We start from the raw sequence: 25,110 nt of genomic DNA on the forward strand, positions 1-25,110 counted from the left end.
ATCACGGCAGCACCACCCGCTGCGGAGGCCGCCCGTCGACGCAGAGCCACGCGCGTGACGCGCGGGGGCGCGCGTACGGCGGAAGCTCCCGCTCGCCGGTGAGCACGCGCAGCTCGGTCGCGCACTCCGCGCTCACGACGAGCGGATGGCCCGACCGCGCCTCCTGCAGGAGCGCCCACTGACGCTGCCACGACTCCGGCTCCCCCGCGACGACCACCGGCGAGGCGGGCTGCGCGAGTGCGGCGAGGATGGTGCCGGACGGGAGGTCGTCGAGCACGACCACGTGGACCCCGTTGCCCCACCCCCCGGCGAGGGCGACCGCTCGTCGCCGCGCCGCCTTCGCGACGAGTGCCGTGACCGGAGCGGACGGGCGCCATGCCGTTGCGGGAGGCGGCTCCTCGACCGGCCGCCCCGGCACGCGCGGCATCGCGAGCTGCACCTCGAGTCCGTCGAGGACGCCGCGCCCCGGCGCGCGGCGAGGGTCGAAGGCGGCGCTCTCGCCGCCTGCCGCCGCATGGTCGGCCCGCGACGACACCGCCAGCAGCGCACGGCGCGCGACGAGGTCGAGGAGGCGCGCTGCCGGTCCGGCCACCCGGGTGAGCGTGAGCACGACCGTGCTCCGCCGCTCCCCCGCGTCGCGGAGGATGCCCTCGATCCGCTCGGCGAGGACGTGCGCGTGATCATGCGGGAATCGCGCGAGCAGTGCGTCCAGGTCGTCGACGAGGAGCAGCGCGCCGGCGGCCCCCTCCGCGCGCTCCACGGCGTCCCACGCGCCCTCGGCGTCCGGCGGGACGAGCAGGGCGTCGGGGCGCTGCTCGGCGATGAGGCGCACGAGACTCGTCTTCCCGCTGCCGGCTCCGCCCACGACGGCGAGCGCCCGGTCGGCACCCGGTCGCAGCAGGACGAGCGGCTGCCGCTGATGCGCGGGATCGTCGGCGAGCCCGAGGACGACCTCGCCGGGCCCGGCCGGCGGCAGCGCGTCGATCGGGAGCTCCCGCGGCAGCGGCGCCAGCCACGGACCGTGCGACGACGGGCCATCCGTCGACGTCGCGATCGCGGCGACATCGGCCGGAGCGGTGAGCGCCACGCGGGTGAGTCGCGGGCCGGCGTCGGAGGGGCGCCGGATGTACGCCAGCCCGCGTCCGTCCACGCCGCCGGGCAGCGTGGCGGCGTCGTCTCGGCCGATGACGCCGCGGCTCTCCGCGGGTTCGGCCACGCGAAGCGCGATCCGCAGCGGGCAGTTGGCGGCCAGCGCGTCGCGGAGCACGCCCGTCGAGCGCTGCGTGCCGAGCACCAGGTGCATCCCCAGCGCGCGGCCGCGCGCGGCGACGTCGGTGAACACCGCATGCAGGTCGGCATGGTCCTGCAGGAGGGCCGCGAACTCGTCGACGACGATGACCAGGCGCGGCAGGCCGGCGCCGGGCGCCGCGACATCGCGGAGGCCGCGTGCCGCCAGGTGCGTCTCCCGTCGCCGCAGCTCCGCACGCAGGCTCTCCACCGCGCGTCGCGCCGCCCCGGCGTCGAGGTCGGTGATCACGCCCGTCACGTGCGGCAGGTGTGCGAGCGCGTCGAACGCCGTTCCGCCCTTGAAGTCGGCGAGGAGGAACACCACCCGTTCGGGGGTGTAGGTGCGCGCGAGCGATGCCACCCACGTCACCAGCAGCTCGCTCTTGCCGGCGCCGGTGGTGCCCACCACCACGGCATGGGGGCCGTCGCCGACGATGTCGACGACGGCGGGCTCGCCCGCCGTCGTCCCGATCACGGCGGGAAGGGCCGCTGCCTCACCGGAGGCGAGGGGCTCCAGGGAGCCGAGGGTCAGCGGCGGGTCGGACGGAGACGGACCGCCGCTGCCGGGAAGCCTCGACAGGCGCTCCGCGAGTGCGGCCGCCTGCGGGCCGGAGACCGCCTCCAGCGCCAGCTCCTGCACGTGCGGCCCGCGGAGGAGCCGGCCGCGGAGTCCGTCGTCGACCTCCAGCACGGCCTCGCATGCTTCCGGCGGAGGCTCGCCCGGGCCGCACGCCGCGATCACCCGGTCGGCTTCCGCGGGCGCCGCGCCGCCGAGCACGAGCGCGAGCCGGTGCGGCGCGGCTGTCGCGCCCCGATGCGGGAGCAGGTCCATCCACTCCTCCTCCTCCGGCCCCGGACACGCCGCGAGCTCGCCGGGCGACGCGCGCAGGCACAGCTGCACGGCGAGCGCCCGTGCGACCGCGCGGGAGACGACGGGATCGCCGCGGACGCAGACGCCCTCGGCGGCGCTCATCGCGATGGGGGCGTCGTCGAGCACGCCGGCTCTCGCGCGGACGCCATCGGCCTGCTCGCCGTCGCCGCCGGTCACGCGCACGCGGCTCGAGCCGGGGCCGCGTCCGACGACCAGCTCGTCTGCCCCGGCGCGCCACATCCGGCGGGCATCGGCGAGAAGCGCGGCGACGTCGACGAGGCGCGCGGCGAGTTCCTGCCGCTCGCGCTCGTGACGACGGTCGACCTCCGCCTCGACGCGGGCGCAGGCGGACGCGTACTCGGCGTCGGAGCGTCGCCGCTCGCGGCGGGAGCTGCGGCGCGCGTCGATCGCCGACGCGAGCGCCATGAGCGGCCCGAGGGCGGCGAAGCACAGTGAGAGCATCGACCCGGTCGCGAGCCACATGGCGGCGCCGCCGACGACCGGGACCAGCGCGGCGAACAGCGGCCAGCGTGCGGAACGCGGCGGCAGCGCGCGGGCCGGGAGCGCGATCGGCTCGTCGATGCGCGGAAGGACGGAGGTCGTCATGCCCCCATGACACCGCGCCACACGCTCGCGCGGTGCCGGGCTCCCGGATCTGTGGACGGATCTAGGCCGGGGCGTCCGCTGTGGAGACGGCGTCCGCTGTCGGCGCGGCGTCCTTCACGTCGACGACGATGATCGAGACGTTGTCCCGCCCGCCGTTCTCCAGCGCGGCGGCGAGCATCGCCTCGATCGCGGCGGCGGGGTCGGCGTTCTGGCGGAGGAAGTGGAGGATCCCGTAGTCCGTGAGCTCCTTGGTGAGCCCGTCCGAGCAGATGACGAACCGGTCGCCCGCGCGCACGTCGAGGCGGACGTAGTCGGGCACGACGCTCTCGCTCGGGCCCACCGCGCGGGTGATGACGTTCCCGTAGGGGTGGTTCTCCGCCTCCTCGGGGCTCAGCCGCCCGGAGGCGACGAGCTCCTGCACGAGCGAGTGATCCACCGTGATCTGCGCGAGCGCGTCGTCCCGGTCGAGGTACACGCGCGAGTCGCCGATGTTGAGGACGATCCAGGCGTCCTCCTCGCCGTCCGCGTGGAGGTAGATGCCGGTCACCGTGGTGCCGGTGCCCTCGTCCGTCGTCTCGGGGTGGTCGCCGATGTCGCCGACCGCGCGCAGCAGCGCGTCCTCGATCGCCTCCGGCGTGATGTCACCGTGCTCGACGACCTTCTGCAGCTGCGCGACGGTGCTCGCGCTGGCGATCTCGCCGCCGATGTGGCCGCCCATCCCGTCGGCGACGACGAAGAGCGGGAAGTGCGCGAGGACGGCGTCCTGATTGATCTCGCGCTTGCGGCCGCGATCGGTGACGCCGGCCCACGAGACGATGACGTCTCCCCCGGCGCGTCGCACGATCGTCGACTGAGTCGTCACGGGTGCGTCTGGCACGGAAGGGCCTCCGGGTGTCGGTGAGCGCTCGGTGACCCGAGCGCGGTCATCACATCCTAGTCGAGCGGCGCGGTCGTGTTCTCGTCGCCGATGCGGTCAGGGAGCAGGCGGCGCCGGCGGGGTCGTCGGGTCGTCGCCCTCGCATCGCGGCGGCGGCGGGACCGCGCCGGGCGTGGTGCCGGCAGGCGGGGGCGGGTAGGCGCCGGGCGCGTCGCCGCGCGGCGGGATACCTCCGGTCGCATCCGCCGGCGGCGGGAAGGCGCCGGGGAACGCGTCGGGAGCCGACTGACCGTAGGGCGCCTGCCCCTGCTGCGGATGGCCGTAGCCGCTCTGACCGGAAGGCGCCTGCCCGGAAGGCGCCTGCCCATAGGGCGCCTGGCCATAGGGCGCCTGGCCATAGCCGGCGGCACCGTAGCCGGGCGCGCCGTAGCCTGACGCGCCGTAGCCGGGCGCGCCGAGACCGGGTCGCGGGCCGGCGGGCACGCCGTCCCACACGGTGCGGTCGCCGAAGAAGGCGTTCCCGCTCCACGGCGCCGGCGGCACGGCGGGGTTCCAGCGCGACTTGTCGAACGCGTTGATGCCGAGCCAGATGAGCGACAGGAAGATGTAGAGCACCACCCAGGCGCCCTCCTTCTGCAGCTTCAGACCCACGCGGTAGGCGGCCATCGCGGAGAGCACCGCCGTCGCGATCCCGAAGATGAAGCCGAGATCGATGAAGCCGAGCACGATGGATCCGGCCAGGCTGTAGAGGACGAGCCACGGGCTCAGGTCGCCCAGCTTGAAGAAGACCATGAGGTTGTACACGGGCACCCACGCGCGCCAGCGGCCCTGCACGCCCGCCTTGTCGAAGATCCTCATGAGGAACCACGAGCTCAGCACGTAGTAGATGACCGCGCCGAAGACGACGAGGAAGAGGAAGATGCCGAGCACCGCGAGCAGCGCCCCGCCGCTCGGGCCGTACATGTCGTCGTACATCGAAGACCTCCTGGATGTCCGCGACCGAACCCGGCCGCACGACCACGATGCCAGAGTCGCGCCGCCGGCCGCTACTCGGCGACGAGCAGCACCTCGCGTGGCGACTCCCCGCGGCGCATGTCCAGGCCGACGGCTTCCGCCCAGACGAGCAGGTCGTCCGCCGTCTCCCAGACGGCGGCGCTCTCGGCGGCCAGGCGCGTGAAGCGGCCCTTTGCCTTCTTGTTGAAGTGATTGAGAGCGCGCACCGCGCCATCCGCCCCCTCTGCCACGACCGACACCGCGACCCCCGTCACGCCCTCCGCGAGCGGCCCGAGCTCGACATAGGCCTTCGAGCGGAGATCGACGACGAGCCCGTCGCCCGCCGCACGGCCGAGCGCGGCGGAGGCGGCGGCCGCCCAGTGGCGGCGCAGCGGCGGCACCCCCGGCAGCGCGGCGCCCGCGGCGAGTCGGTACGCGGGGATCGCATCGCCGGCGCCGACCGGACCGAACGGCGCGGTGTGGATCAGCGCATGGCGCGAGAGCCACTCCCGCGCGCCGGCGGACAGCGTCGCCGCGTCCAGCGCGTCGAAGAGCACCCCGGTGTAGCGGTCGACGGCGGGCATCGTCGGCGCCCCGAGCAGGGCGGCGTTCCGCTCGATCTCCCCGAGCTGCCGAGCGCCCAGCTTCAGGACGCGAGCCGCGCGCTCGGGATCCGCCGACAGCGCGACGAGCGCGTCGGAGACCGCCTCGCGCTCCCCGACGAGCTCGGGCAGACGCAGCTCGGCGAGTCGCACGGGCGCGCCGTCGCCGCCCGGGTACTTGGTCTCGGATGGCGGGAGCAGGATGAGCACGGATGTCCCCTTCCGCGCCCGTCGGGGCGCAGACGAACGCCAGGGCGGAGGATCCGAGGATCCTCCGCCCTGGCGGGAGTGAGCTTGCGTCAGTCGACGAGCGCGGCGTGTCCGGCGACGATGGTGAGCACGTCGCCCTCCATCGAGACGAACCCGTCGCGGGCGTCCGCGACGATCTTCTGGCCATCCGCCTGCGTGATGCGGACCTGCCCCTGGGAGAGGATCGACAGCACGGGCTCGTGCCCCTGCATGAAGCCGATCTCACCCTCGGTGGTCTTGGCGACCACGAGGCTCGCCTCGCCCGTCCAGACCTCCGCCTCCGCGGAGACCAGGGTGACGTTGAGCGCCATGATCAGGCGTTCTCCTTCTGGATCTTCGCCCACTGCGCCTCGACGTCGCTGATGCCGCCGACGTTGAAGAAGGCCTGCTCGGCGACGTGGTCGAACTCGCCCTTGACGATCGCGTCGAACGACTCGATGGTCTCCTTGAGCGGCACGGTCGAGCCCTCGACACCGGTGAACTTCTTCGCCATGTAGGTGTTCTGCGAGAGGAACTGCTGGATGCGACGTGCACGCGACACGACGATCTTGTCCTCCTCCGAGAGCTCGTCGACACCGAGGATGGCGATGATCTCCTGCAGCTCCTTGTTCTTCTGGAGGATCTGCTTCACCGAGGTCGCGACGCGGTAGTGGTCCGCGCCGAGGTAGCGCGGGTCCATGATGCGGCTCGTCGAGGTGAGCGGGTCGATCGCGGGGTACAGACCCTTCGACGCGATCTCGCGCGACAGCTCGGTCGTCGCGTCGAGGTGCGCGAACGTCGTGGCCGGGGCCGGGTCGGTGTAGTCGTCGGCCGGCACGTAGATCGCCTGCATCGAGGTGATCGAGTGACCGCGCGTCGAGGTGATGCGCTCCTGGAGCACACCCATCTCGTCGGCGAGGTTGGGCTGGTAGCCCACGGCCGAGGGCATGCGACCGAGCAGGGTCGACACCTCGGAGCCCGCCTGCGTGAAGCGGAAGATGTTGTCGATGAAGAGCAGCACGTCCTGCTTCTGCACGTCGCGGAAGTACTCCGCCATCGTCAGCGCCGACAGGGCCACGCGCAGACGCGTTCCCGGCGGCTCGTCCATCTGGCCGAACACCAGGGCGGTCTTGTCGAAGACGCCCGCCTCCTCCATCTCGTGGATGAGGTCGTTGCCCTCACGGGTGCGCTCGCCGACGCCGGCGAACACCGACACACCGCCGTGGTCCTGCGCGACGCGCTGGATCATCTCCTGGATGAGGACGGTCTTGCCGACGCCCGCGCCGCCGAACAGGCCGATCTTGCCACCCTGCACGTACGGCGTGAGGAGGTCGATCGACTTGATGCCGGTCTCGAACATCTGGGTCTTCGACTCGAGCACGTCGAAGTTGGGCGCCTTGCGGTGGATGGGCCACCGCTCGGTGATCTCGAGCGTCTCGCCCTCGCCGAGGTTGAGCACCTCGCCGATCACGTTGAAGACCTTGCCCTTGGTGACGTCGCCGACGGGCACCGAGATGGGCGCACCGGTGTCGCGCACCTCCTGGCCGCGGACCATGCCGTCGGTGGGCTTGAGCGAGATGGCGCGGATCATGTCGTCGCCGAGGTGCTGCGCGACCTCGAGCGTGATCTCGGTGCTCTCGCCCTCGATGGTGATCGTCGTCTTGAGCGCGCTGTAGACGTCGGGGATCGCGTCGTGCGGGAACTCGATGTCGACGACGGGGCCCGTGACGCGAGCGACGCGCCCGACCACCGCAGTGGTCTCGGCCGTGGCGTTGGCAGTCATACTTTCGTCTCTTTCCTGGTGGGTCTACAGCTCAGGACGCCAGCGCGTCGGCGCCGCCGACGATCTCGGCGATCTGCTGAGTGATCTCTGCCTGTCGCGCGTTGTTGCGCAGGCGGGTGTAGTCGGTGATGAGCTTGTCGGCGTTGTCGCTGGCCGACTTCATCGCCTTCTGCGTCGCGGCCTGCTTGGCGGCGGACGACTGCAGGAGGGCGTTGAAGATGCGGCTCTGGATGTACACCGGCAGCAGGCGGTCGAGCACCAGCGTGGCGTCCGGCTCGAACTCGTAGAGGGGGTAGACGTCGGCGGATGCCGATTCCTCCGCCTCGACGACCGCGAGCGGAAGCAGACGGATCGTCTCCGGCGTCTGCGTCATCATGCTCACGAAGCGGTTGTAGACGACGTGGATCTCGTCCACTCCGCCTTCGCTCGCGTCGAGCTCGTACGCCTCGAGCAGCGCCGCGGCCATCTCCTCGGCCGTCTCGAAGTGGGGTGTGTCGGCGTCGCCGACCCACTCCGCCTTCGCCGTGACCCGTCGGAACTGGAAGTAGCCCACGGCCTTGCGCCCGAAGAGGTAGAAGTCGATCTCCTTCCCCTCCGAACGCAGCAGCTCGGCGAGCTCCAGCCCCTCGCGGATGACCTGCGAGTTGAAGGCGCCCGCGAGACCGCGGTCGGCGCTGACGATGACGATCGCCGAGCGTCGCACGACCTCCGGCTCACGGGTGAGCGGGTGGTCGATCGACGTGTGGGTGGCGACGGCCGAGACCGCACGCGTCACCTCGCGGGCGAAGGGCGATGACGCGCGCACGCGCGCCATCGCCTTCTGGATGCGCGAAGCCGCGATGAGCTCCATCGCCTTCGTGATCTTCTTGGTCGTCTGAGCAGAAGAGATCTTCTGCTTGTACTCCCTGAGTTGTGCGCCCATGATGCGTCGTCTCCGCCGGCCTTACGCCCGGCGGCCCTTGACGATCTGCTCCTGGTTCACGTCCTCCACGGCAGCGGGAGCGAACTCCTCGCGGCCGGCGTCCGTCAGGTGCTGACCGCCGCCCTGCTTGAACTCCAGCACGAACTTGTCGACCTGCTGCTCGAGCTCGGCGACCGTCGCGTCCTCGAGCTTGCCCGAGGTGCGCAGCGTCTCGAGCACCGAGGTGTTGCGACGCAGGTAGTCCAGCAGCTCGCGCTCGAAGCGGAGGACGTCCTCCACCTCGATGCTGTCGAGCTTGCCGTTCGTGCCGGCCCAGATCGAGACGACCTGCTCCTCGACGGGGTACGGCGTGTACTGGGGCTGCTTGAGCAGCTCGGTCAGACGCGCACCGCGGTCGAGCTGACGACGCGAGGCCGCGTCGAGGTCGCTCGCGAACATGGCGAAGGCCTGCAGCGAGCGGTACTGGGCGAGCTCGAGCTTGAGCGTGCCGGAGACCTTCTTGATGTGCTTGAGCTGAGCGTCGCCGCCCACTCGCGACACCGAGATGCCGACGTCGACCGCGGGACGCTGGTTGGCGTTGAAGAGGTCGGACTGCAGGAAGATCTGACCGTCGGTGATCGAGATCACGTTCGTCGGGATGTAGGCCGACACGTCGTTGGCCTTCGTCTCGATGATCGGCAGACCGGTCATCGAGCCCGCGCCCAGCTCGTCGGAGAGCTTCGCGCAGCGCTCGAGCAGACGCGAGTGCAGGTAGAAGACGTCACCGGGGTACGCCTCGCGTCCCGGCGGACGACGGAGGAGGAGCGACACGGCGCGGTACGCCTCCGCCTGCTTCGACAGGTCGTCGAACACGATGAGGACGTGCTTGCCCTGGTACATCCAGTGCTGGCCGATGGCCGAGCCGGTGTACGGCGCGAGGTACTTGAAGCCCGCGGGGTCGGAGGCGGGAGCGGCCACGATCGTGGTGTACTCCATCGCGCCGGCCTCTTCGAGCGCGCCGCGCACGCCGGCGATGGTCGAGCCCTTCTGGCCGATCGCGACGTAGATGCAGCGGACCTGCTGGGTCGGGTCGCCCGACTCCCAGTTGGCCTTCTGGTTGATGATCGTGTCGATCGCGATCGCGGTCTTGCCGGTCTGGCGGTCGCCGATGATGAGCTGGCGCTGGCCGCGGCCCACGGGGATCATGGCGTCGATCGCCTTGATGCCCGTCTGCATCGGCTCGTGCACGCTCTTGCGCTGCATGACGCCTGCGGCCTGCAGCTCGAGCGCACGACGACCCTCGATGCCGGCGATCTCGCCGAGACCGTCGATCGGGTTGCCGAGCGGGTCGACGACGCGACCGAGGTAGCCCTCGCCGACGGGGACCGAGAGGACCTCGCCGGTGCGGGTGACCTGCTGGCCCTCCTCGATGCCGGTGAACTCGCCGAGCACGACGACGCCGATGGCGTCCTCGTCGAGGTTCTGCGCGAGGCCCAGCGTGCCGTCCGCGAAGCGCACGAGCTCGTTCGCCATGACGCCCGGCAGGCCCTCCACGTGGGCGATGCCGTCCGCCGCGTCGACGACCGTGCCGACCTCGTTCGCCGCGGAACCGGTGGGCTCGTAAGCGGCGACGAAGTCCTTCAGCGCGTCACGGATGACGTCGGGGCTGATGGTGATGTCTGCCATTGTCTTCCTTAGTGTTGTGGGGCCGATGGCGACCCCTGAGCCGTCCGCCGGGGCGGGAGAGCTTAGCCTGCGAGCCTCTGCCGGAGATCGGCGAGGCGGGACGAGATGCTGCCGTCGATGACGTCGTCGGCGACCTGAATGCGGATGCCGCCGACGACCGTCGGGTCGATCACGGGGTTGAGCGCGATCTCGCCGCCGTAGCGGTTCGACAGCGCGGAGGCGAGCCGCTCGCTCTGCACCGGCGACAGCGGCGCCGCGGTGTACACCGTGGCCACCGTGCGACCGCGCTGGGCGGCGGCGATGCGCATGGCGCGGTTGAGCATCGCGCGCACGCGACGACCGCGCGACTGCTGCACGAGCGACGACACGATGAGCGTCGTGCCCTCGCTGGCCCTGCCCTGGAGGAGGGAGCCGATGAGCTCCCCCTTCTTGGCGCTCCCGCCGAGCCGGCTGCCGAGCGCGAGCTCGAGCTGCGGGTTCGCCGAGATGATGCGGACGACCTGGAAGAGCTCGGCCTCCACATCGGCGGCCTCGGCCTTGGCCGCGGCCCGGATCGCGAGCTCCTCGAGACCCGACACGAGGTCGTCTCCCGAGGACCACCGCTGCGACACGACCTGCGCGATGAGTCCGCGCGTGACGAGCGACAGCGCGCCGAACGCCCGGGAGACCAGGGCGCCGCGGTTCTCGGCCGTCGCTGCGGAGTCGGTGAGCGCGCCGCTCAGCGCCGGGGCGCCGGCGACGGCACGCGACGCGGCGAACAGCTCGCGCGCGGTGTCGAGGTCGACCGGCGCGGCATCGAGCGCGGATGCGCTCGCTGCGAGCGCCTGAGTGGTCGCGCTGCCCATTACTTCGCCGCCTTCTCGGAAGCCTCGAGGTCGGCCAGGAAGCGGTCGACCACCGACTGCGCCTTGAGGTCGTCGTTCAGGGTCTCCCCGATGACGCCCGATGCAAGGTCGAGGGCGAGCACGCCCACCTCGCCGCGGAGCGACACGAGGGCGGCCTGACGCTCGGCCTCGATCTGCGTGTGCGCGGTGGACTGGATGCGCTCGGCCTCGGCCGTGGCGCTGTCCTTCGCCTCCGCGACGATCTTCTTGCCGTCCTCGCGGGCGGCTTCGCGGATGTCGCCGGCTTCGCGACGGGCCTCGGCGAGCTGCCGGGTGTACTCCTCGAGAGCGGCTTCGGCCTGCTTCTGGGCCTCGTCCGCCTTCGCGATGTTGCCCTCGATGGCGGCAGAGCGCTCGTCGAGCATCTTCGTCAGACGCGGGAGCGCCACGAAGATCACCACCGCGAGGATGATGACGAAGCACACCGCAGACCAGACGATGTCGTAGATCGCCGGGATGAGCGGATTGTGGGCTTCCTCCGCGGCGACAGTGACAAGAGCGTTCAGCATCCTGCCTCCTTATGTCTCGAGCGAGGGATCAGTTGTAGCCGAAGATGAAGCCGGTGGCGATGCCGATGAAGGCGAGTGCCTCGGTGAAGGCGATACCGATCCACATGAGCGTCTGCAGGCGGCCGGCGAGCTCGGGCTGGCGAGCGGTCGACTCGATCGTCTTGCCGACGACGATGCCCACACCGATCGCGGGGCCGATGGCGGCCAGGCCGTAGCCGACCGTCGCGATCGAACCGTTGACCTCGGCCAGAATCGTGGTAGCGTCCACGGGTTTTTCCTTTCGGTAAGGCGGATGACCGTGTGGTCGTCCGTCAGTGCTCTTCCGCAACCGCGAGCTGGATGTAGACCGCGGTGAGGACTGTGAAGACATAGGCCTGGAGGACAGCCACCAGGACCTCGAACAGGGTGAAGACGAATCCGAACGCGAGGGTTCCCACACTCAGCAGCGACCAGAGGCCGCCCATGGTGAAGAGGAAGAACTGCGTGGCGGAGAAGAACAGCACGAGCATGAGGTGCCCGACGATCATGTTCATCAGCAGTCGCAGCGTGAGCGTGACCGGCCGGATGATGAAGGTCGAGAGGAACTCGAGCGGCGTGACGATGATGTAGAGGAACGGCGGCACCCCGGGAGGGAACAGCGAGTTCCGGATGAATCCGCCGGGGCTCCGCTTGAGACCCGCGTAGATGAACGCGACGTACGACACCACGGCCAGCAGCAGCGGGACGGCGATGACGCTCGTGCCGGCGATGTTGATGCCGGGGATGATGCCCGTCAGGTTCATGAACAGGATCATGAAGAACATCGTCATGAGCAGCGGGAGGAACCGGTCCCCGTCCTTGCGGCCGAGGATGTTGTGCGCGAACGTGTCGCGGACGAACAGCATGCCCATCTCGACGACGCTCTGGAAGCGCCCGGGCACCACGGCCATCCGGCGCGTGCCGAGCACGAGGATGACGACGAGGACGGCCGTGGCGAGGAACTGCGCGAGGTTGATGCGCGTGATCTCGAACGGCGTGCCCGCGAACAGCAGCCCAGCGGGGAAGAAGTCGTCGATCGACGGCGGATGGAATTCTCCGTCAGCGGCGGCGTGGGCGAGGAGGTTCGCTGCCTGAGTCAACCTGTGGCTCCAGCTTCTCGCGCGGAGCAATGCCCAGCACGGTGAATTGTCATGAGAGAGCGGTTCTGCGGGGCCTCGCCGCGATCATCGCGCCGCACACCATCCGCAGGTGAGTTCAGCCTACCAAAGGTCGCGCCCAGCTTTTGACGCGCTGTAGAAATCAAGGCTCAACGGGGCTGCGTCGGCGCGTCGTCATCTCCCGGGAGCGAGACGTCGGAGACGTGCGGGATGCGCATCGTGCGGAGCACGATCATGTCGACGACGAGCGATGCGACGACGCTCGCCACGATCGCGACGAAGAAGACCACGGGCTCCAGCCAGGGCTGCCCGCGCAGGATGAACAGCGCGGCGATGAACACGACGAGCTTGACGAACCAGCCGCCCAGGACGATGCCGAAGAAGATCGGCACGTACAGCGCGTCGCCGAACCAGCGGTTGGCGACGAGCACGCTCACGCTGGTGAGCAGCAGGAACACGGCGGCGACGACGGCGCCGGCGAGCGCCGACCACAAGCCGTCGGATCCGGCGACGAGGTAGCCGATGATGCCGCCGACCACCGCGATGGCGGCGGTCGCGACGCTGCTCCACAGGATGGCGGCGCGCAGGATGGGGGTGCTCGAGACGGGCGAGGGCGACATCAGGCCTCCTGGGGAGTGGGCGCGGGGGCATCCGCGACGTCGCCGCGCGGTGCGCGGCGCGAGGGGGTGAGGGTGACCACGAGGCAGGCGATGACGCCGACCGCGCCGAAGACGATGCCGATCCACCAGTCCCCCGGCCATCCGCTCTGGGTGGCGATGTACATCAGCAGCACGGCGAGCGAGCAGATCGACGTCCACGCGTAGAAGATGAGGGTCGAGTCGCGGTCGCTGTGGCCCATGTCGAGCATCCGGTGATGCAGGTGCTTCCGGTCGGGCGAGAACGGCGAGCGGCCCGCGCCCATGCGGCGCGTGACGGCGAGCCCGAAGTCCAGCAGCGGCAGGGCGACGACGATGATCGGCAGGATGATCGGGATGAACGCTCCCAGCAGCTGGGAGTCGAAGTCGTCGCGGTCGAGGATCGACGGCGGCAGCTGCCCGGTGATCGCGATGGCGCTCGTGGCCATGAGGAGGCCGAGGACCAGTGCGCCGGAGTCGCCCATGAACATGCGGGCGGGGTTCCAGTTCAGCGGCAGGAAGCCGAGGCACGCGCCGATGAGGACGGCGGCGATGAACGTGGCGAAGTTGAAGTAGACCGTCGCTCCCGTGTCGCGCACGAGGAGGTAGGAGTACACGAAGAAGACGGCGTTGGAGATGAGGCAGACGCCGGCGACGAGGCCGTCCAGCCCGTCGATGAAGTTCACGGCGTTCATCACGACGACGATCGACAGGATCGTCAGGCCGATGCTGAACCAGCTGCCCCAGACCGTGATGCCGCCGAACGGCAGCCAGTACATCTGCAGCTGCCCTCCGACGGCGATGATCCCGGCGGCGAGGAACTGTGCGCCGAGCTTGATCATCCAGTCGAGATCCCACAGGTCGTCGGCGACGCCGATGAGCATGATGAGGGTGACCGCGCCGAGGATGGACCAGACCCGCTGCGGCTCATGCCAGAAGATGCCGAAGTACGGGTTCACCGCCGACACCGCGAAGGCCGTCGCGATCCCGAGGAACATCGCCACTCCCCCGAGGCGCGGGGTCGGCGTCTTGTGCACGTCGCGCTCGCGGATGCCCGGATACAGCCGGTACCGCATCGCGAGCTTCCACACCGCCCACGCCAGGCCGAAGGTGACCGCGGCGGTGAGGACGATGATAAAGACGTACTGCCTCACGCGTCGCTGCCTGCCTCGGACTCCGGATCGGCCTCGAGCAGGTCGCCCAGCACGTCGCGGAGCTCGCTCCGCGAGATCGCACCCTCGCGGAGCACGCGGACGACCCGCTCGGACGCGGCGCCCACGAGCGACGTCGCGTCGACGATCGTGGAGGCGATGCCGGTGGCCGAGGCGCCGCCGTCGAGGTAAACCGCGACGCTCTCGCCCAGCATGCTCATCGCCGAGTCCGCCATGACGGCGGCGGGCTCGCCCGTGAGGTTGGCGCTGGACACCGCGAGCGGGCCGGTCTCGGCCAGCAGCTCGAGGGTGAGACGGTGGTCGGGCATGCGCACGGCGACGGTGCCCTCGGTGTCGCCGAGGTCCCAGCTGAGCGACGCCTGCGCGGGCAGCACGATCGTGAGGCCGCCGGGCCAGAACCGGTCGACGAGCCGCTGCACGGGCTCGGGCACGTCCTCGACGAGCGCGCGCATGGCGTCCACGCCGCCGACGAGCACGGGCGGCGGCTGCTGCCGGCCGCGGCCCTTGGCGTCGAGGAGACGCTGCACGGCCTCGGGGCTGAACGCGTCGGCGGCGACGCCGTACACGGTGTCGGTGGGGATCACGATGAGCTCGCCGCGGGCGATCGCCTGGCGCGCCCGGCGCAGGCCGGGAAGGAGCTGCGACTCGTCACGCAGATCGAAGAGGGGGGACATAGCGGCACAAGTCTACGGCGCGCCGCCCGAGAACCCCGGGAGGACGCCGTTCCGGCCCTGCCGTCGACGTCAGGGGCGGATGGCCGTGGTCGCGCGATCTCGCGTCGTGAGGTCGGGGTGCGTGGCCGGCGCGCGCCATCCGTCGCCGGCGAGCAGCTCGCGGATGGGCGCACCCTGCCACTCCCCGTGCTCGATGACGAGGACGCCGCCCGGGCGCAGCAGGCGCAGCGCGGTGCGGCTGAGCACGCGCACGACGTCGAGACCGTCGGGCCCGCCGTAGAGCGCGGCCGCGGGATCGTGCAGCCGCACCTCCGGGTCGCGCGGGATGGCGTCGTCGGGCACGTACGGCGGGTTCGACACGACGACGGAGACGGTGCCGTCGAGGTCGGCGAACGCGTCGGCGAGGTCGGCGAGCACGAGGCGGAGGTTCGAAGCTCCCGTGCGCTCGAGGTTGCGCGTGGTCCAGGCGAACGCGTCGGGCGACTTCTCCGCCGCGTGGACGCGCGCATGCGGCACCTCGGTGGCGAGGGCCAGGGCGATGGCGCCGCTGCCGGTGCCGAGGTCGACGGCGACGGGCTCGGGCGACGGATCGGCGCGGAGGGCGTCGATGGCGAGCTGCGCCACCATCTCCGTCTCCGGGCGCGGCACGAAGACGCCCGGCCCGACCGCGAGCTCGAGGTGCCGGAAGTGCGCGACGCCGGTGATGTGCTGCAGCGGCTCGCGCGCGGCACGGCGCGCGACGAGCGCCTCGAAGGCGTCGACGGCGTCGGGAGTGAGCGCATCGCCGCGGATGGCCGCGGCCTGCACGCTGCCGCGGCTCTCGTCTCGTACGTGCGCGAGGAGGAGCTCGGCGTCGACGTCGGGATCGGGCACCCCCGCTTCGGCGAGGACGCGGACGGCGTCGGCGAGAGCGGTGCGGACGGTGACGGCGGATGGCCGGGGTGCGGGATGCGACATGGCCCGTCAAGTCTAAGGAGCCGCATGTCGCTCGATGACGCCGCCGGACTCGCGCTCGCCCTAGTGTCTTAGTGTGAACCGCATCCCAGGTTCTCCCTCCAGAAAGGCCGCCATGACCGGTATTCACGCTGACGTCACCACCGCGTTCGGCAACACGCCCCTCGTCCGCCTCAACCGCGTCACCGAGGGCGCGGGAGCCGAGGTCGTCGCGAAGCTCGAGTACTACAACCCGGGCTCGTCGGTGAAGGACCGGCTGGGGATCGCGATCGTGAACGCGGCGGAGGAGTCGGGTGAGCTGAAGCCGGGCGGCACGATCGTCGAGGCCACCAGCGGCAACACCGGCATCGCGCTGTCGCTGGTCGGCGCCGCGCGTGGATACAACGTCATCCTCGCGATGCCCGCGTCGATGTCGAAGGAGCGTCGCGTGCTCCTCAAGGCCTTCGGTGCGCAGCTCGTGCTGACCGACCCCGCCGGCGGCATGAAGAACGCCGTCGCCGAGGCCGAGCGGATCGTCGCGGAGACGCCCGGGGCCATCCTCGCGAAGCAGTTCGCGAACGAGGCGAATGCGGCCATCCACCGCGCCACCACCGCCGAGGAGATCTGGCGCGACACCGACGGCAAGGTCGACATCTTCGTCGCCGGCGTCGGCACCGGCGGCACCATCACCGGCGTCGGCCAGGTGCTGAAGGAGCGCAACCCCGACGTGAAGATCGTCGCGGTCGAGCCGTCGGCATCGCCGCTGCTCTCCGAGGGCACCCCCGGCCCCGCGAAGATCCAGGGCATCGGCCCCAACTTCGTGCCGCCGGTTCTCGACACCGAGGTGTTCGACGAGGTCGTGACGGTGGAGTTCGAAGACGCCATCGCCACGGCGCGCGACCTCGCCGCGCAGGAGGGTCTGCTGGTCGGCATGTCGTGCGGCGCGGCCACATGGGCGGCCGTGCAGCTCGCCCGTCGTCCGGAGAACGCCGGCAAGCGCATCGTCGTCGTGCTGCCCGACACCGGAGAGCGATACCTCTCCACGGCGCTGTTCGAGGACCTGCGCGAAGACTGACCGCCGGATGTCGCTCTGGACTCGCGTCCGCGAGGATCTCGCTGCCGCCCGGCAGCGGGATCCCGCGGCGCGCTCCACGATCGAGATCGCCCTCCTGTACCCGGGCGTGCACGCCATCTGGGCGCACCGGGTGTGGCACCGGCTGTGGCGGCGGGGCTTCCGCTTCGTCGCCCGCGCGGGGTCGCAGCTGACGCGCGCGCTGACCGGGATCGAGATCCACCCGGGCGCGGTGATCGGCCGACGCTTCTTCATCGACCACGGCATGGGCGTCGTGATCGGCGAGACCGCGGTGATCGGCGACGACGTGCTGGTCTATCACAGCGTCACCCTCGGCGGGCGCACGCACGACCACGGCAAGCGGCACCCGACCCTCGGCGATGGCGTCGCCGTCGGCGCCGGCGCGAAGGTGCTGGGCCCGGTCGTCATCGGCGACCGCTGCGCCATCGGCGCGAACGCGGTTGTCACGCGCAGCGCCCCTGCCGACACCGTGCTCGTCGGCATCCCCGCCCGTCCGCGCGCTCGTCGCTCTGGCGAGGACGTCCGCACGCTGCTGATGGCGCCCGAGTACAGCATCTGAGCCGGGGCTTCCGGCGGCTTCTGCCGTCGATGGCGACGCCTGCGCCTGCCTTCGTGCTTCACGAGCCGCGCGGCTGAGCGACCGGCTGACCGGTTTCGGCGCTCTCGGGCATCGAGCGGGAGAGCCGGTGACTCGAGACAAGACGGGGATCATCAGCTGCCGTCCTCGTGCTCGTCGCCACGCACCGTGCCACTGCCATTGCTCGGGTGGCCATCCGGCGTCGTGTCCTCGTCGCCGGCCGCGGCCTGGGTCTTGTCGCCGGCCGCGGTCTGGGTCTTGTCGTTGGCCGCGGCCTGGGTCTTGTCGTCGCGCTTGTTCTCGCGCGCGGCCTTCGCTTTCTCGCAGGCGGCCTTCGCGGCTTCTGTGGCGCGTGTCGCCGCCTTGCTGGTGTTGCTGACGACGTTGAAGCGGACCTGTGGGAGGGGGTGATCGACGTACCGTCGGCCGGCGGGGCTTGTCCACTCGAGGACGCCGGGACGGATCTGCCGCACCGCCCACGGGGTGTGGTGCTTGTCCTTGTGACACCCCGGACACAGCGCCTCGAGATTCGACACGTGGGTTCGCCCGCCCTGCGAGTACGGAATCGTGTGATCCAGGTCGGCGTGGACGGCGAGGTTCTCACACCCCGGGGTGCGGCACACCTCGTCCCGGGCCCTGAGGTACCGTTTCTGCGCCGGAGTGGGTGTGTACCGGGCGACGGTCTCGAGCGCCCCGGTGTCGGGGTGGAGGAAAAGCCGGTCCCAGCCGGGTTGTTCGCTGGCGAGGCGTCTAGCGGTGGCGGGGTCGACGGGCCCGTTCCCGGTGAGGAACCCGGTGTCCTCGCTGACCCCGGCGAGAGTGGTGGCAGGGACGGTGACCTGGATATTCGCCTGAATGGCGTCGAGGGCGAGGTCTTCCCCGTTCATCCGGGAATGCGCATCGACCGTCCCGGTCAGGAGCATCTCCAACGCCATGTCGGAGGCGACCTGGGTCCGGGTGCGCTCGTCCGCCCACGCCTCGGCCCGCTGCCGGTACTCGGCGACCCGTTCGAGGTCGGCGGGCTCGGACACCGCCCTCGCCAGCGAGCCGGGAGCGAAGTCCGCTCCCTCGTCGGGGTCGGGAAGCCCGACGTTCGCGCACCACGACGCGTACAGGGCGTCCAGCTCCTCGATGCTGAGATCAACATCGACCGTGTCACCATCAGCCGGACCGGCATCGTCCGGACCGATGTCAGCGGGATCGGTATCGGGAGAATCGGGCGGCCACCAGGGGTCCCCGGGTTTGGCGTGGAGGATGCGGTCCTCGATGGATCGCAGCCAGTCCTCCACCTCCTGCACACTCGCGACCGCCACGAAATCGGCATCCCCCGCATCATCGTCTGACCACGCATCCGGCCACGCCTCTGGCGGCACCCCGTCGGGAGGCTCGTCCAAGCGCCGGTCGACGGGAGGGCCAGGAGGACGAGTCCCGTTCATGCTTCCCGAGGCATTGAGGCCGTCACTGCGGCCAGCGCCCATGCCGTGCCGGGTATCGGGTTGGTTGGCCGTTCCGCGGAGTCTTCCGCCGTTGCCCGTGCATGAGGCTTCGAGGAGTTCGCCGAAGAGCTTCTCGTCCTCCTCCGACACGTTCAACCACCACCGATCCACCCCCGGGTCACCACCCTTCGGCTTGCCCGAGGACTGCGAGGGCTCCGAGCCTTCCGAGGAACCCGAGGGCTGCGACGGATCCGACGAGGTCGCGTCGTCCTCCGTTTCCGGAGCGAAAGCTTCCGCCTGCGCCTCATCGGAGCCCGCCTGCTCAGATGCCTCCCGCTCCGGTTCCTCGCGCTCCGCCTGCTCACGCTCGGCCTGACCCTGCTCACGCTCGGCCTGCTCGCCGTCCGCTCGCTCGGGGGCGGCCTTCTCACCCTGACCCTGTTCCCGCCCACGCTCGTGTTGGGTTTGCTCCCATTCGCGCTGCTCCCGGTCGGCGTGTTCCTGCTGGGCGGCTTGCTCCCGCTCTCGTTGACGTTCCTGCGCGCGCACGTACCGGGTGTACGCGCGCGCCATCCGCTGCAACCGGTCGCGGACGGCGTGGATCTTCACCGCATCCCCCACCACGTGCAGCTCCGCGAGCCCGTCGGGGAGGTCCTCCGACCACACCGTCCGCCGCTTCAACGCGTCCTCGTGCCGCTCCCGGAACGACCGCGGATTCAACTCCTCCGCCACCCGCACCGCGAAACCCCGCAACACCCCCGGCGACACCTCCTCCGCCACCGGAAGAAGAGCCTCCTCGAACACCCCCAGCACCTCCTCCGGCAGGTTCCCCGACTCCCGCCGGATCACATCCGCATGCCGCAGGGTGATCCGACCCTCCCGCAACGCTTCCACAGTGGTGGGGAACCGCTTCGACAGCTCCTCCGCGTCCGCCATCCGCGTCTGGGTGCGGCCTTTCGACTCGTGCACCGCCGCGGCGATCTCCCCCGCCATCGACCGCATCGGGAACACGTACCGCGAATCCGACTCCGCCCGCCCCAGCTGCCCCCACGCGATCGAGGAAGCCTCCGCGAGAGCATCGATCTCCATCGCATCCGCCACCGCCCGCAGCCGGCGCGCCTCCATCAACCGGTCCAGCAGGTGCACGGTCGCGGAGATCTCAGCGTCCGTGGGCTCCCACGGAACCCCCGACACCTCACCCGGCTCTGTCCCCTTCGACATGCCCCCACGCTACGAGCGACCACCGACATTCCCGCCAGTTATCCACAGGCCGGCACAGAGTTCCCGAGAAGTCTTCCGGCGTCTCGTCTCGCTCCGCTCGCTCGACGAACGAGATGGGGACGCCGACGCGCCGACTCCGCTCGCTCGACGAAGGAAGCGGCGGAGCCCGCTGCACGGCGTCAGCGCGCGAGCACGCCGGACGGCCACGGCAGCGGACCGCGCTCGGCCTCCAGCTGCGCGGCGAGGGAGATGATCGCGGCCTCTCCCCCGGGGCGTCCGATGAGCTGCACGCTCACGGGACGGCCGGTCTCGTCGGGCACGAGCGGAACGGTCAGGGCCGGGAGCCCGCACACGTTCACGAAGCTCGTGTGCGGCGCGTAGGAGCACTGCTGCGCGAAGTTCCGCTCGGGGTCGTCGGCATCGTGCCATCCGATGGGGCGCGGCGACTGCGCGAGCGCCGGCGTCACGACGACGTCGAACGGGGCGAAGGCCGCGATCGTCGCCCGCTCGAAGGCGGTCGCGGCGGCGTACGCGGCGAGCAGCCGCTCGGCCGGCAGCGCGCGCCCCTCCCGCACGAGCCACGCCGTGAGCGGCTCGAGGTCCTCGTCCAGCCGTTCGTCGGGCACCGGGATGCGCGCGGCCGATGCCCGCCAGATCGTGGTGAACAGCTCCGGGTAGCCGGTCGGCCGCCAGTGCGCGTCCTCGACGTCGTGCCCGAGCCGCGCGAGCGCCGCCAGTCCCGCGGCGAAGGCCTCGCGCGCGGACGGGTGGAGAGTCGTGTCCGTCCACCCGTCCCAGGGCGTCGCGGTCGTGAATCCGACGCGCAGCGGGCCCGGCTCCCGCATCGCGCAGGGCAGGAACGGGCCCTCGCCCGGGGCCCGCGTGGCGTAGGCGTACGGCGCGGATGGCACAAGCGCGTCGAGCAGGAACGCCGCGTCCGCGACGGTGCGGCCGATCGGCCCCGCGACGGAGAGGCCGCCCGGCACGTCCATCCCCGAGCCGATCGGCAGCCGTCCGCGCGAGGGCTTCAGGCCCACGACGCCCACGGTCGCCGACGGGATGCGGATCGACCCGCCGCCATCCGACGCGGGCGCGACGGGAAGGAGACCGGCGGCGACGGCCACGGCCGCACCCCCGCTCGACCCGCCCGCGCCGGTCGCGGGATCCCACGGATTCCGCGCCGGCGGCGCGACGCGCGACTCCGTGTACCCCGTCATCCCGAACTCGGGGGTGTTCGTCTTGCCGAGGCTGACCGCGCCGAGCTCGTCAAGGGCGAGCGCGAGCGGGTCCGACGCCGCGGGCACGTATGACGCGAACGCGCGCGACCCGTACCGTGTCGGCACGCCGGTACGGGCGGTGAGGTCCTTGTCGGCGAGCGGCAGGCCCCACAGCGCACGGCTCGGGTCGGGGGCGCCGAGGGCATCCGCCTGCGCGAGCGCGCGCTCGGCCGTCACCTCCGTGAAGGCGCCGAGCGCGCCATCCGCTCGCTCGATGCGCGCGAGGAAGTGCGCGGCGACGTCGCGCGGCGACGCCTCGCCGGCCTGCAGCGCGGCGGCGAGGGCCACCGCGCCCATCTCGTGGAACTCCATCCGGCCATCCTCTCGCAGCGAGCGGATGGCCGGAGCGACGAAGTCAGTCGCCGAGCGACGCGAGGCGCTCGGCCTCGTCTGCTTCGATGCAGGACTCGACGACCGGGCCGAGGGCGCCGTCCATCACCTGATCGAGGTTGTACGACTTGTACCCGGTGCGGTGATCCGCGATGCGGTTCTCGGGGAAGTTGTACGTGCGGATGCGCTCGGAGCGGTCCATGCCGCGGATCTGCGACTTGCGCGCATCGGCGGCGACCGCGGCGAGCTCCTCCTGCTGGCGCGCGAGAAGGCGCGCACGCAGGACGCGCATGCCGGCCTCGCGGTTCTGCAGCTGCGACTTCTCGTTCTGCATCGACACGACGATGCCCGTCGGCACGTGCGTGATGCGGACGGCGGAGTCGGTCGTGTTGACGGACTGGCCGCCGGGGCCGGACGACCGGAACACGTCGATCTTCAGATCGTTCGCGTCGATCTGAATCTCCTCGGGCTCATCCACCTCGGGGAAGACGAGCACGCCCGTCGTCGACGTGTGGATGCGGCCCTGCGACTCGGTCGCGGGCACGCGCTGCACGCGGTGGACGCCGCCCTCGTACTTGAGGTGCGCCCACACGCCCTGCGCGGGGTCGTTCGACGTGCCCTTGATCGCGACCTGCACGTTCTTGTAGCCGCCGAGGTCGGACTCGTCGCGCTCGAGGAGCTCGGTCTTCCACCCCTTGGACGCGGCGTACTGCATGTACATGCGCAGGAGGTCCGCCGCGAACAGGGCGCTCTCCGCCCCGCCCTCGCCGGCCTTGATCTCCATGATCACGTCGCGCGCGTCGTCGGGGTCGCGCGGGATGAGCAGGCGACGCAAGCGCTCCTGCGTCTGCGCGAGATTCTCCTCGAGGGCCGGGACCTCCTCCGCGAAGGCCTCGTCCTCCTTGGCGAGCTCGCGGGCGGCCGCGAGGTCCTCCCCCGCGGCCTCCCACTCCTCGTGCGCGCGCACGATGCGGCTGAGCTCGGCGTAGCGCCGGTTGACGCGCTTGGCACGCGCGGCGTCGGCGTGCACGGCGGGGTCCGAGAGCTCCTCCTGGACCCGCCGGTGCTCGTCGATCAGTCCCTGAACGGACTCGAACACTCCTGCTCCCCCGCCCGCGTCAGCGGATGTCGTTCTCGTGACCCGAGCCGCGTCCGCCGGTGGCCGGCATCGTCTTCTGCATCTGGACGAGGAACTCCACGTTCGACTGCGTCTCCTTGAGCTTGTCGAGGATGACGCCGAGCGCGTGCTGCTGGTCGAGCCCGGCGAGGGCGCGGCGCAGCTTCCACGTGATCTTGACCTCGTCGGCGGAGAGCAGCATCTCCTCGCGGCGGGTGGACGACGCGTTGACGTCGACGGCCGGGAAGATGCGCTTGTCGGCGAGCTGGCGCGACAGGCGCAGCTCCATGTTGCCGGTGCCCTTGAACTCCTCGAAGATCACCTCGTCCATCTTCGAGCCGGTCTCCACGAGCGCGGTCGCGAGGATGGTCAGCGAGCCGCCGTTCTCGATGTTGCGCGCGGCGCCGAAGAAGCGCTTCGGCGGGTACAGCGCCGAGGCGTCCACGCCGCCGGAGAGCACGCGGCCCGACGTCGGAGCGGAGATGTTGTAGGCGCGGCCCAGGCGGGTGATCGAGTCGAGGAGCACGACGACGTCGCGACCCAGCTCGACGAGGCGCTTCGCGCGCTCGATGGCGAGCTCGGCGACCGTGGTGTGGTCCTCGGCCGGACGGTCGAAGGTCGAGGCGATGACCTCGCCCTTCACCGAGCGCTGCATGTCGGTGACCTCCTCGGGGCGCTCGTCGACGAGCACGACCATGAGGTGGGCCTCGGGGTTGTTCTGCGAGATGGCGTTCGCGATCTGCTGCAGGACGATCGTCTTGCCGGCCTTCGGGGGCGCGACGATGAGGCCGCGCTGACCCTTGCCGATCGGCGAGATGAGGTCGATGATCCGCTGCGTGAGCTTCTCGGGGGCGGTCTCCAGGCGCAGGCGCTCCTGCGGGTAGAGCGGCGTGAGGTCGCCGAACTCCACGCGACCGGCGGCGTCCTCGACGGACAGGCCGTTGATCGAGTCGACCTTCACGAGCGCGTTGTACTTCTGACGTCCGCTCGACTCGCCCTCGCGCGGCTGCTTGATGGCGCCGACGATCGCGTCGCCCTTGCGCAGGTGGTACTTCTTCACCTGGCCGAGCGAGACGTAGACGTCCTGGTGGCCGGGGAGGTAGCCCGTGGTGCGGACGAAGGCGTAGTTGTCGAGCACGTCGAGCACGCCGGCGATCGGGATGAGGACGTCGTCCTCGCCGATCTCGGTGTCGAACTCGTCATCCGCGCCGCCGCGGCGCTTGGTGTTGCGAGCGCGGCCGCGACCCTCGGTCTGCGCCTGCGTCTGCGCCTGGTTCTGATTGCGGCCCTGACGCTGGTTGCCGCGCTCGGTGCGCTCGCCGCCCTCGTCGTCCTTGGCCTCGTCCTGCTGCGGGGCGCGGGTCTCCTCGGCGGCCTGCGCGTCGCCGCCCGCCTTGTTGCGGCCGCGGCGGTTGCGGTTGCGTCCGCGACGGCCGTTGCCCTCCTCGGACTTCTCGCCCTCGGCGCGGTTGCCCTCGCTGCGGTTGTCGTCGCTGCGGTTGCCCTCGCTGCGGCCGGTGGCGTCCTCCGTCGCTGCCGCGGCGTCGGTCGTCTCGGCGTCCGCCGACTCGGCGGCGGTGTCGGCGGCGGCCGTCTCGGGCGCGGCCGTCTCGCTCTCGGCGGTCTCGGTCTCCGCGTCGGCGGCCGCCTCGGCGGACTCGGGAGCGACGTCGGCGGTGGCGGCCTCGGCCTGCTCGTCGGTCGCCGGCGCGGCGGTCGCGTCGGCGGCGGGGATCTCGGCGTCGGCCGGGGTCTCCTCGGGCGCCTCGACGACGGGCTCGACCTTCTTGGGGCGGCGCGGTGCGCGCTTGCGGGCGGGCTTGGCCGGAGCCTCCTCGGCGGGCGCGGCGGGGGCGTCTGCGCCCTCGACAGCCGCACCTTCCGCGGACTCGGCAGCGGCGCCATCCGGCGCGTCGGCAGCAGGCGCGTCGGGAGCGGGCGCCTCGACGGGCGCGGCGTCAGCGGCAGGCGCGCCCTCCGCAGCGGCGGCGTCGGCGGCGAGGCCGGTCGACTTCACGCGGCGCGGGGCGCGCTTGCGCACGGGCTTGGCGGGAGCCGCCTCGGGCTCGGCCGGCGACTCGGCGGGCGACGTCTCGGTCGTCTGCATGTCGGGCTGCGCGTCGAAGAGGGTCTCTCCTTCGCCGACGGCTTCGTTCTGGATCTCGGAGATGTGCTCCACGAGTACTCCTGTCGGTATTGCGTGGCATGACCCGAACCGCACTGGCGAGATTCGCTGACGCGCGCCACGACGCGCGTGAGTCCTGGCCTGTCAGAGGAAGAAG

Annotated in this window: 22 protein-coding genes; 2 read left to right on the forward strand and 20 right to left on the reverse strand. The window is 71.3% G+C overall.

The features are described 5' to 3' along the window. Nucleotide 1: 1 nt before the first annotated feature. The 16 genes from D7D94_RS06565 to prmC all read right to left on the reverse strand — a co-directional run bounded on the left by D7D94_RS06565 (nucleotide 2) and on the right by prmC (nucleotide 15,801). On the reverse strand, nucleotides 2–2,764 hold the full coding sequence (locus D7D94_RS06565) for an FtsK/SpoIIIE domain-containing protein (RefSeq protein WP_156241857.1): 2,763 nt from the start codon (nucleotides 2,762–2,764) through the stop codon (nucleotides 2–4). A 61-nt stretch (nucleotides 2,765–2,825) separates the two neighbouring features. Continuing rightward, nucleotides 2,826–3,641 carry a PP2C family protein-serine/threonine phosphatase gene (locus D7D94_RS06570; protein ID WP_156241858.1) on the reverse strand — a complete coding sequence of 272 codons (816 nt, stop codon included), beginning with the start codon at nucleotides 3,639–3,641 and terminating at the stop codon, nucleotides 2,826–2,828. A gap of 96 nt (nucleotides 3,642–3,737) precedes the next feature. Beyond that, complete coding sequence (locus D7D94_RS06575) at nucleotides 3,738–4,616, reverse strand: DUF5684 domain-containing protein (RefSeq protein WP_156241859.1); 879 nt, start codon at nucleotides 4,614–4,616, stop codon at nucleotides 3,738–3,740. A gap of 71 nt (nucleotides 4,617–4,687) precedes the next feature. Further along, the gene (locus D7D94_RS06580; protein WP_156241860.1) at nucleotides 4,688–5,446 is read right to left on the reverse strand and encodes a YaaA family protein; all 759 of its coding nucleotides are present in this window, start codon (nucleotides 5,444–5,446) and stop codon (nucleotides 4,688–4,690) included. 89 nt (nucleotides 5,447–5,535) lie between these two features. Next, nucleotides 5,536–5,796 (reverse strand): F0F1 ATP synthase subunit epsilon, encoded by a 261-nt coding sequence (locus D7D94_RS06585; RefSeq protein WP_156241861.1) that lies wholly within the window; start codon nucleotides 5,794–5,796, stop codon nucleotides 5,536–5,538. A gap of 2 nt (nucleotides 5,797–5,798) precedes the next feature. Next, complete coding sequence (gene atpD, locus D7D94_RS06590) at nucleotides 5,799–7,247, reverse strand: F0F1 ATP synthase subunit beta (protein ID WP_156241862.1); 1,449 nt, start codon at nucleotides 7,245–7,247, stop codon at nucleotides 5,799–5,801. 31 nt (nucleotides 7,248–7,278) lie between these two features. Continuing rightward, nucleotides 7,279–8,169, reverse strand: a complete 891-nt coding sequence (locus D7D94_RS06595; RefSeq protein ID WP_156241863.1) for a F0F1 ATP synthase subunit gamma — start codon at nucleotides 8,167–8,169, stop codon at nucleotides 7,279–7,281. A 21-nt stretch (nucleotides 8,170–8,190) separates the two neighbouring features. Next, nucleotides 8,191–9,834 (reverse strand): F0F1 ATP synthase subunit alpha, encoded by a 1,644-nt coding sequence (gene atpA / locus D7D94_RS06600; protein ID WP_156241864.1) that lies wholly within the window; start codon nucleotides 9,832–9,834, stop codon nucleotides 8,191–8,193. Nucleotides 9,835–9,896: 62 nt separating this feature from the next. Next, nucleotides 9,897–10,679 carry a F0F1 ATP synthase subunit delta gene (locus D7D94_RS06605; RefSeq protein ID WP_156241865.1) on the reverse strand — a complete coding sequence of 261 codons (783 nt, stop codon included), beginning with the start codon at nucleotides 10,677–10,679 and terminating at the stop codon, nucleotides 9,897–9,899. Continuing rightward, nucleotides 10,679–11,227, reverse strand: coding sequence for a F0F1 ATP synthase subunit B (locus D7D94_RS06610; RefSeq protein ID WP_156241866.1), 549 nt, complete (start codon nucleotides 11,225–11,227; stop codon nucleotides 10,679–10,681). Before D7D94_RS06610 ends, D7D94_RS06605 begins: the two co-directional genes overlap by 1 nt. A 28-nt stretch (nucleotides 11,228–11,255) precedes the next feature. Next, on the reverse strand, nucleotides 11,256–11,495 hold the full coding sequence (gene atpE / locus D7D94_RS06615; RefSeq protein ID WP_156241867.1) for a F0F1 ATP synthase subunit C: 240 nt from the start codon (nucleotides 11,493–11,495) through the stop codon (nucleotides 11,256–11,258). A gap of 43 nt (nucleotides 11,496–11,538) precedes the next feature. After that, on the reverse strand, nucleotides 11,539–12,345 hold the full coding sequence (gene atpB, locus D7D94_RS06620; RefSeq protein WP_246171893.1) for a F0F1 ATP synthase subunit A: 807 nt from the start codon (nucleotides 12,343–12,345) through the stop codon (nucleotides 11,539–11,541). Between the two features lie 167 nt (nucleotides 12,346–12,512). Beyond that, nucleotides 12,513–12,983 carry a Cg1360 family ATP-synthase-associated protein gene (locus D7D94_RS06625; RefSeq protein ID WP_156241868.1) on the reverse strand — a complete coding sequence of 157 codons (471 nt, stop codon included), beginning with the start codon at nucleotides 12,981–12,983 and terminating at the stop codon, nucleotides 12,513–12,515. Then, nucleotides 12,983–14,152 (reverse strand): MraY family glycosyltransferase, encoded by a 1,170-nt coding sequence (locus tag D7D94_RS06630; RefSeq protein ID WP_156241869.1) that lies wholly within the window; start codon nucleotides 14,150–14,152, stop codon nucleotides 12,983–12,985. Before D7D94_RS06630 ends, D7D94_RS06625 begins: the two co-directional genes overlap by 1 nt. Then, the gene (locus D7D94_RS06635) at nucleotides 14,149–14,844 is read right to left on the reverse strand and encodes an L-threonylcarbamoyladenylate synthase (protein ID WP_156241870.1); all 696 of its coding nucleotides are present in this window, start codon (nucleotides 14,842–14,844) and stop codon (nucleotides 14,149–14,151) included. The genes D7D94_RS06630 and D7D94_RS06635 overlap by 4 nt, the downstream gene beginning before the upstream one ends. Before the next feature lie 69 nt (nucleotides 14,845–14,913). Next, entirely contained in the window at nucleotides 14,914–15,801 is an 888-nt protein-coding gene (prmC, locus tag D7D94_RS06640; protein ID WP_156241871.1) for a peptide chain release factor N(5)-glutamine methyltransferase, read from the reverse strand. Between the two features lie 112 nt (nucleotides 15,802–15,913). Here prmC and cysK point away from each other — a divergent pair, with 112 nt between their 5' ends. Both cysK and epsC read left to right on the forward strand, forming a co-directional pair. Further along, complete coding sequence (gene cysK / locus D7D94_RS06645; RefSeq protein WP_156241872.1) at nucleotides 15,914–16,852, forward strand: cysteine synthase A; 939 nt, start codon at nucleotides 15,914–15,916, stop codon at nucleotides 16,850–16,852. Nucleotides 16,853–16,859: 7 nt separating this feature from the next. Beyond that, nucleotides 16,860–17,429 carry a serine O-acetyltransferase EpsC gene (epsC, locus tag D7D94_RS06650; RefSeq protein WP_156241873.1) on the forward strand — a complete coding sequence of 190 codons (570 nt, stop codon included), beginning with the start codon at nucleotides 16,860–16,862 and terminating at the stop codon, nucleotides 17,427–17,429. A 152-nt stretch (nucleotides 17,430–17,581) separates the two neighbouring features. Here epsC and D7D94_RS06655 read toward each other — a convergent pair whose 3' ends face one another. The 4 genes from D7D94_RS06655 to rho all read right to left on the reverse strand — a co-directional run bounded on the left by D7D94_RS06655 (nucleotide 17,582) and on the right by rho (nucleotide 25,007). Next, a complete protein-coding gene (locus tag D7D94_RS06655; protein WP_156241874.1) occupies nucleotides 17,582–20,104 on the reverse strand; it encodes an HNH endonuclease signature motif containing protein in 2,523 nt (840 codons plus the stop codon). A 179-nt stretch (nucleotides 20,105–20,283) separates the two neighbouring features. After that, complete coding sequence (locus D7D94_RS06660) at nucleotides 20,284–21,693, reverse strand: amidase (protein WP_156241875.1); 1,410 nt, start codon at nucleotides 21,691–21,693, stop codon at nucleotides 20,284–20,286. Between the two features lie 43 nt (nucleotides 21,694–21,736). Then, nucleotides 21,737–22,810 (reverse strand): peptide chain release factor 1, encoded by a 1,074-nt coding sequence (prfA, locus tag D7D94_RS06665; protein ID WP_156241876.1) that lies wholly within the window; start codon nucleotides 22,808–22,810, stop codon nucleotides 21,737–21,739. Nucleotides 22,811–22,829: 19 nt separating this feature from the next. Beyond that, a complete protein-coding gene (rho, locus tag D7D94_RS06670) occupies nucleotides 22,830–25,007 on the reverse strand; it encodes a transcription termination factor Rho (protein WP_425486986.1) in 2,178 nt (725 codons plus the stop codon). Nucleotides 25,008–25,110: the final 103 nt, after the last annotated feature.

It is taken from the genome of Microbacterium oryzae (assembly GCF_009735645.1).
GTDB lineage: Bacteria > Actinomycetota > Actinomycetes > Actinomycetales > Microbacteriaceae > Microbacterium > Microbacterium oryzae.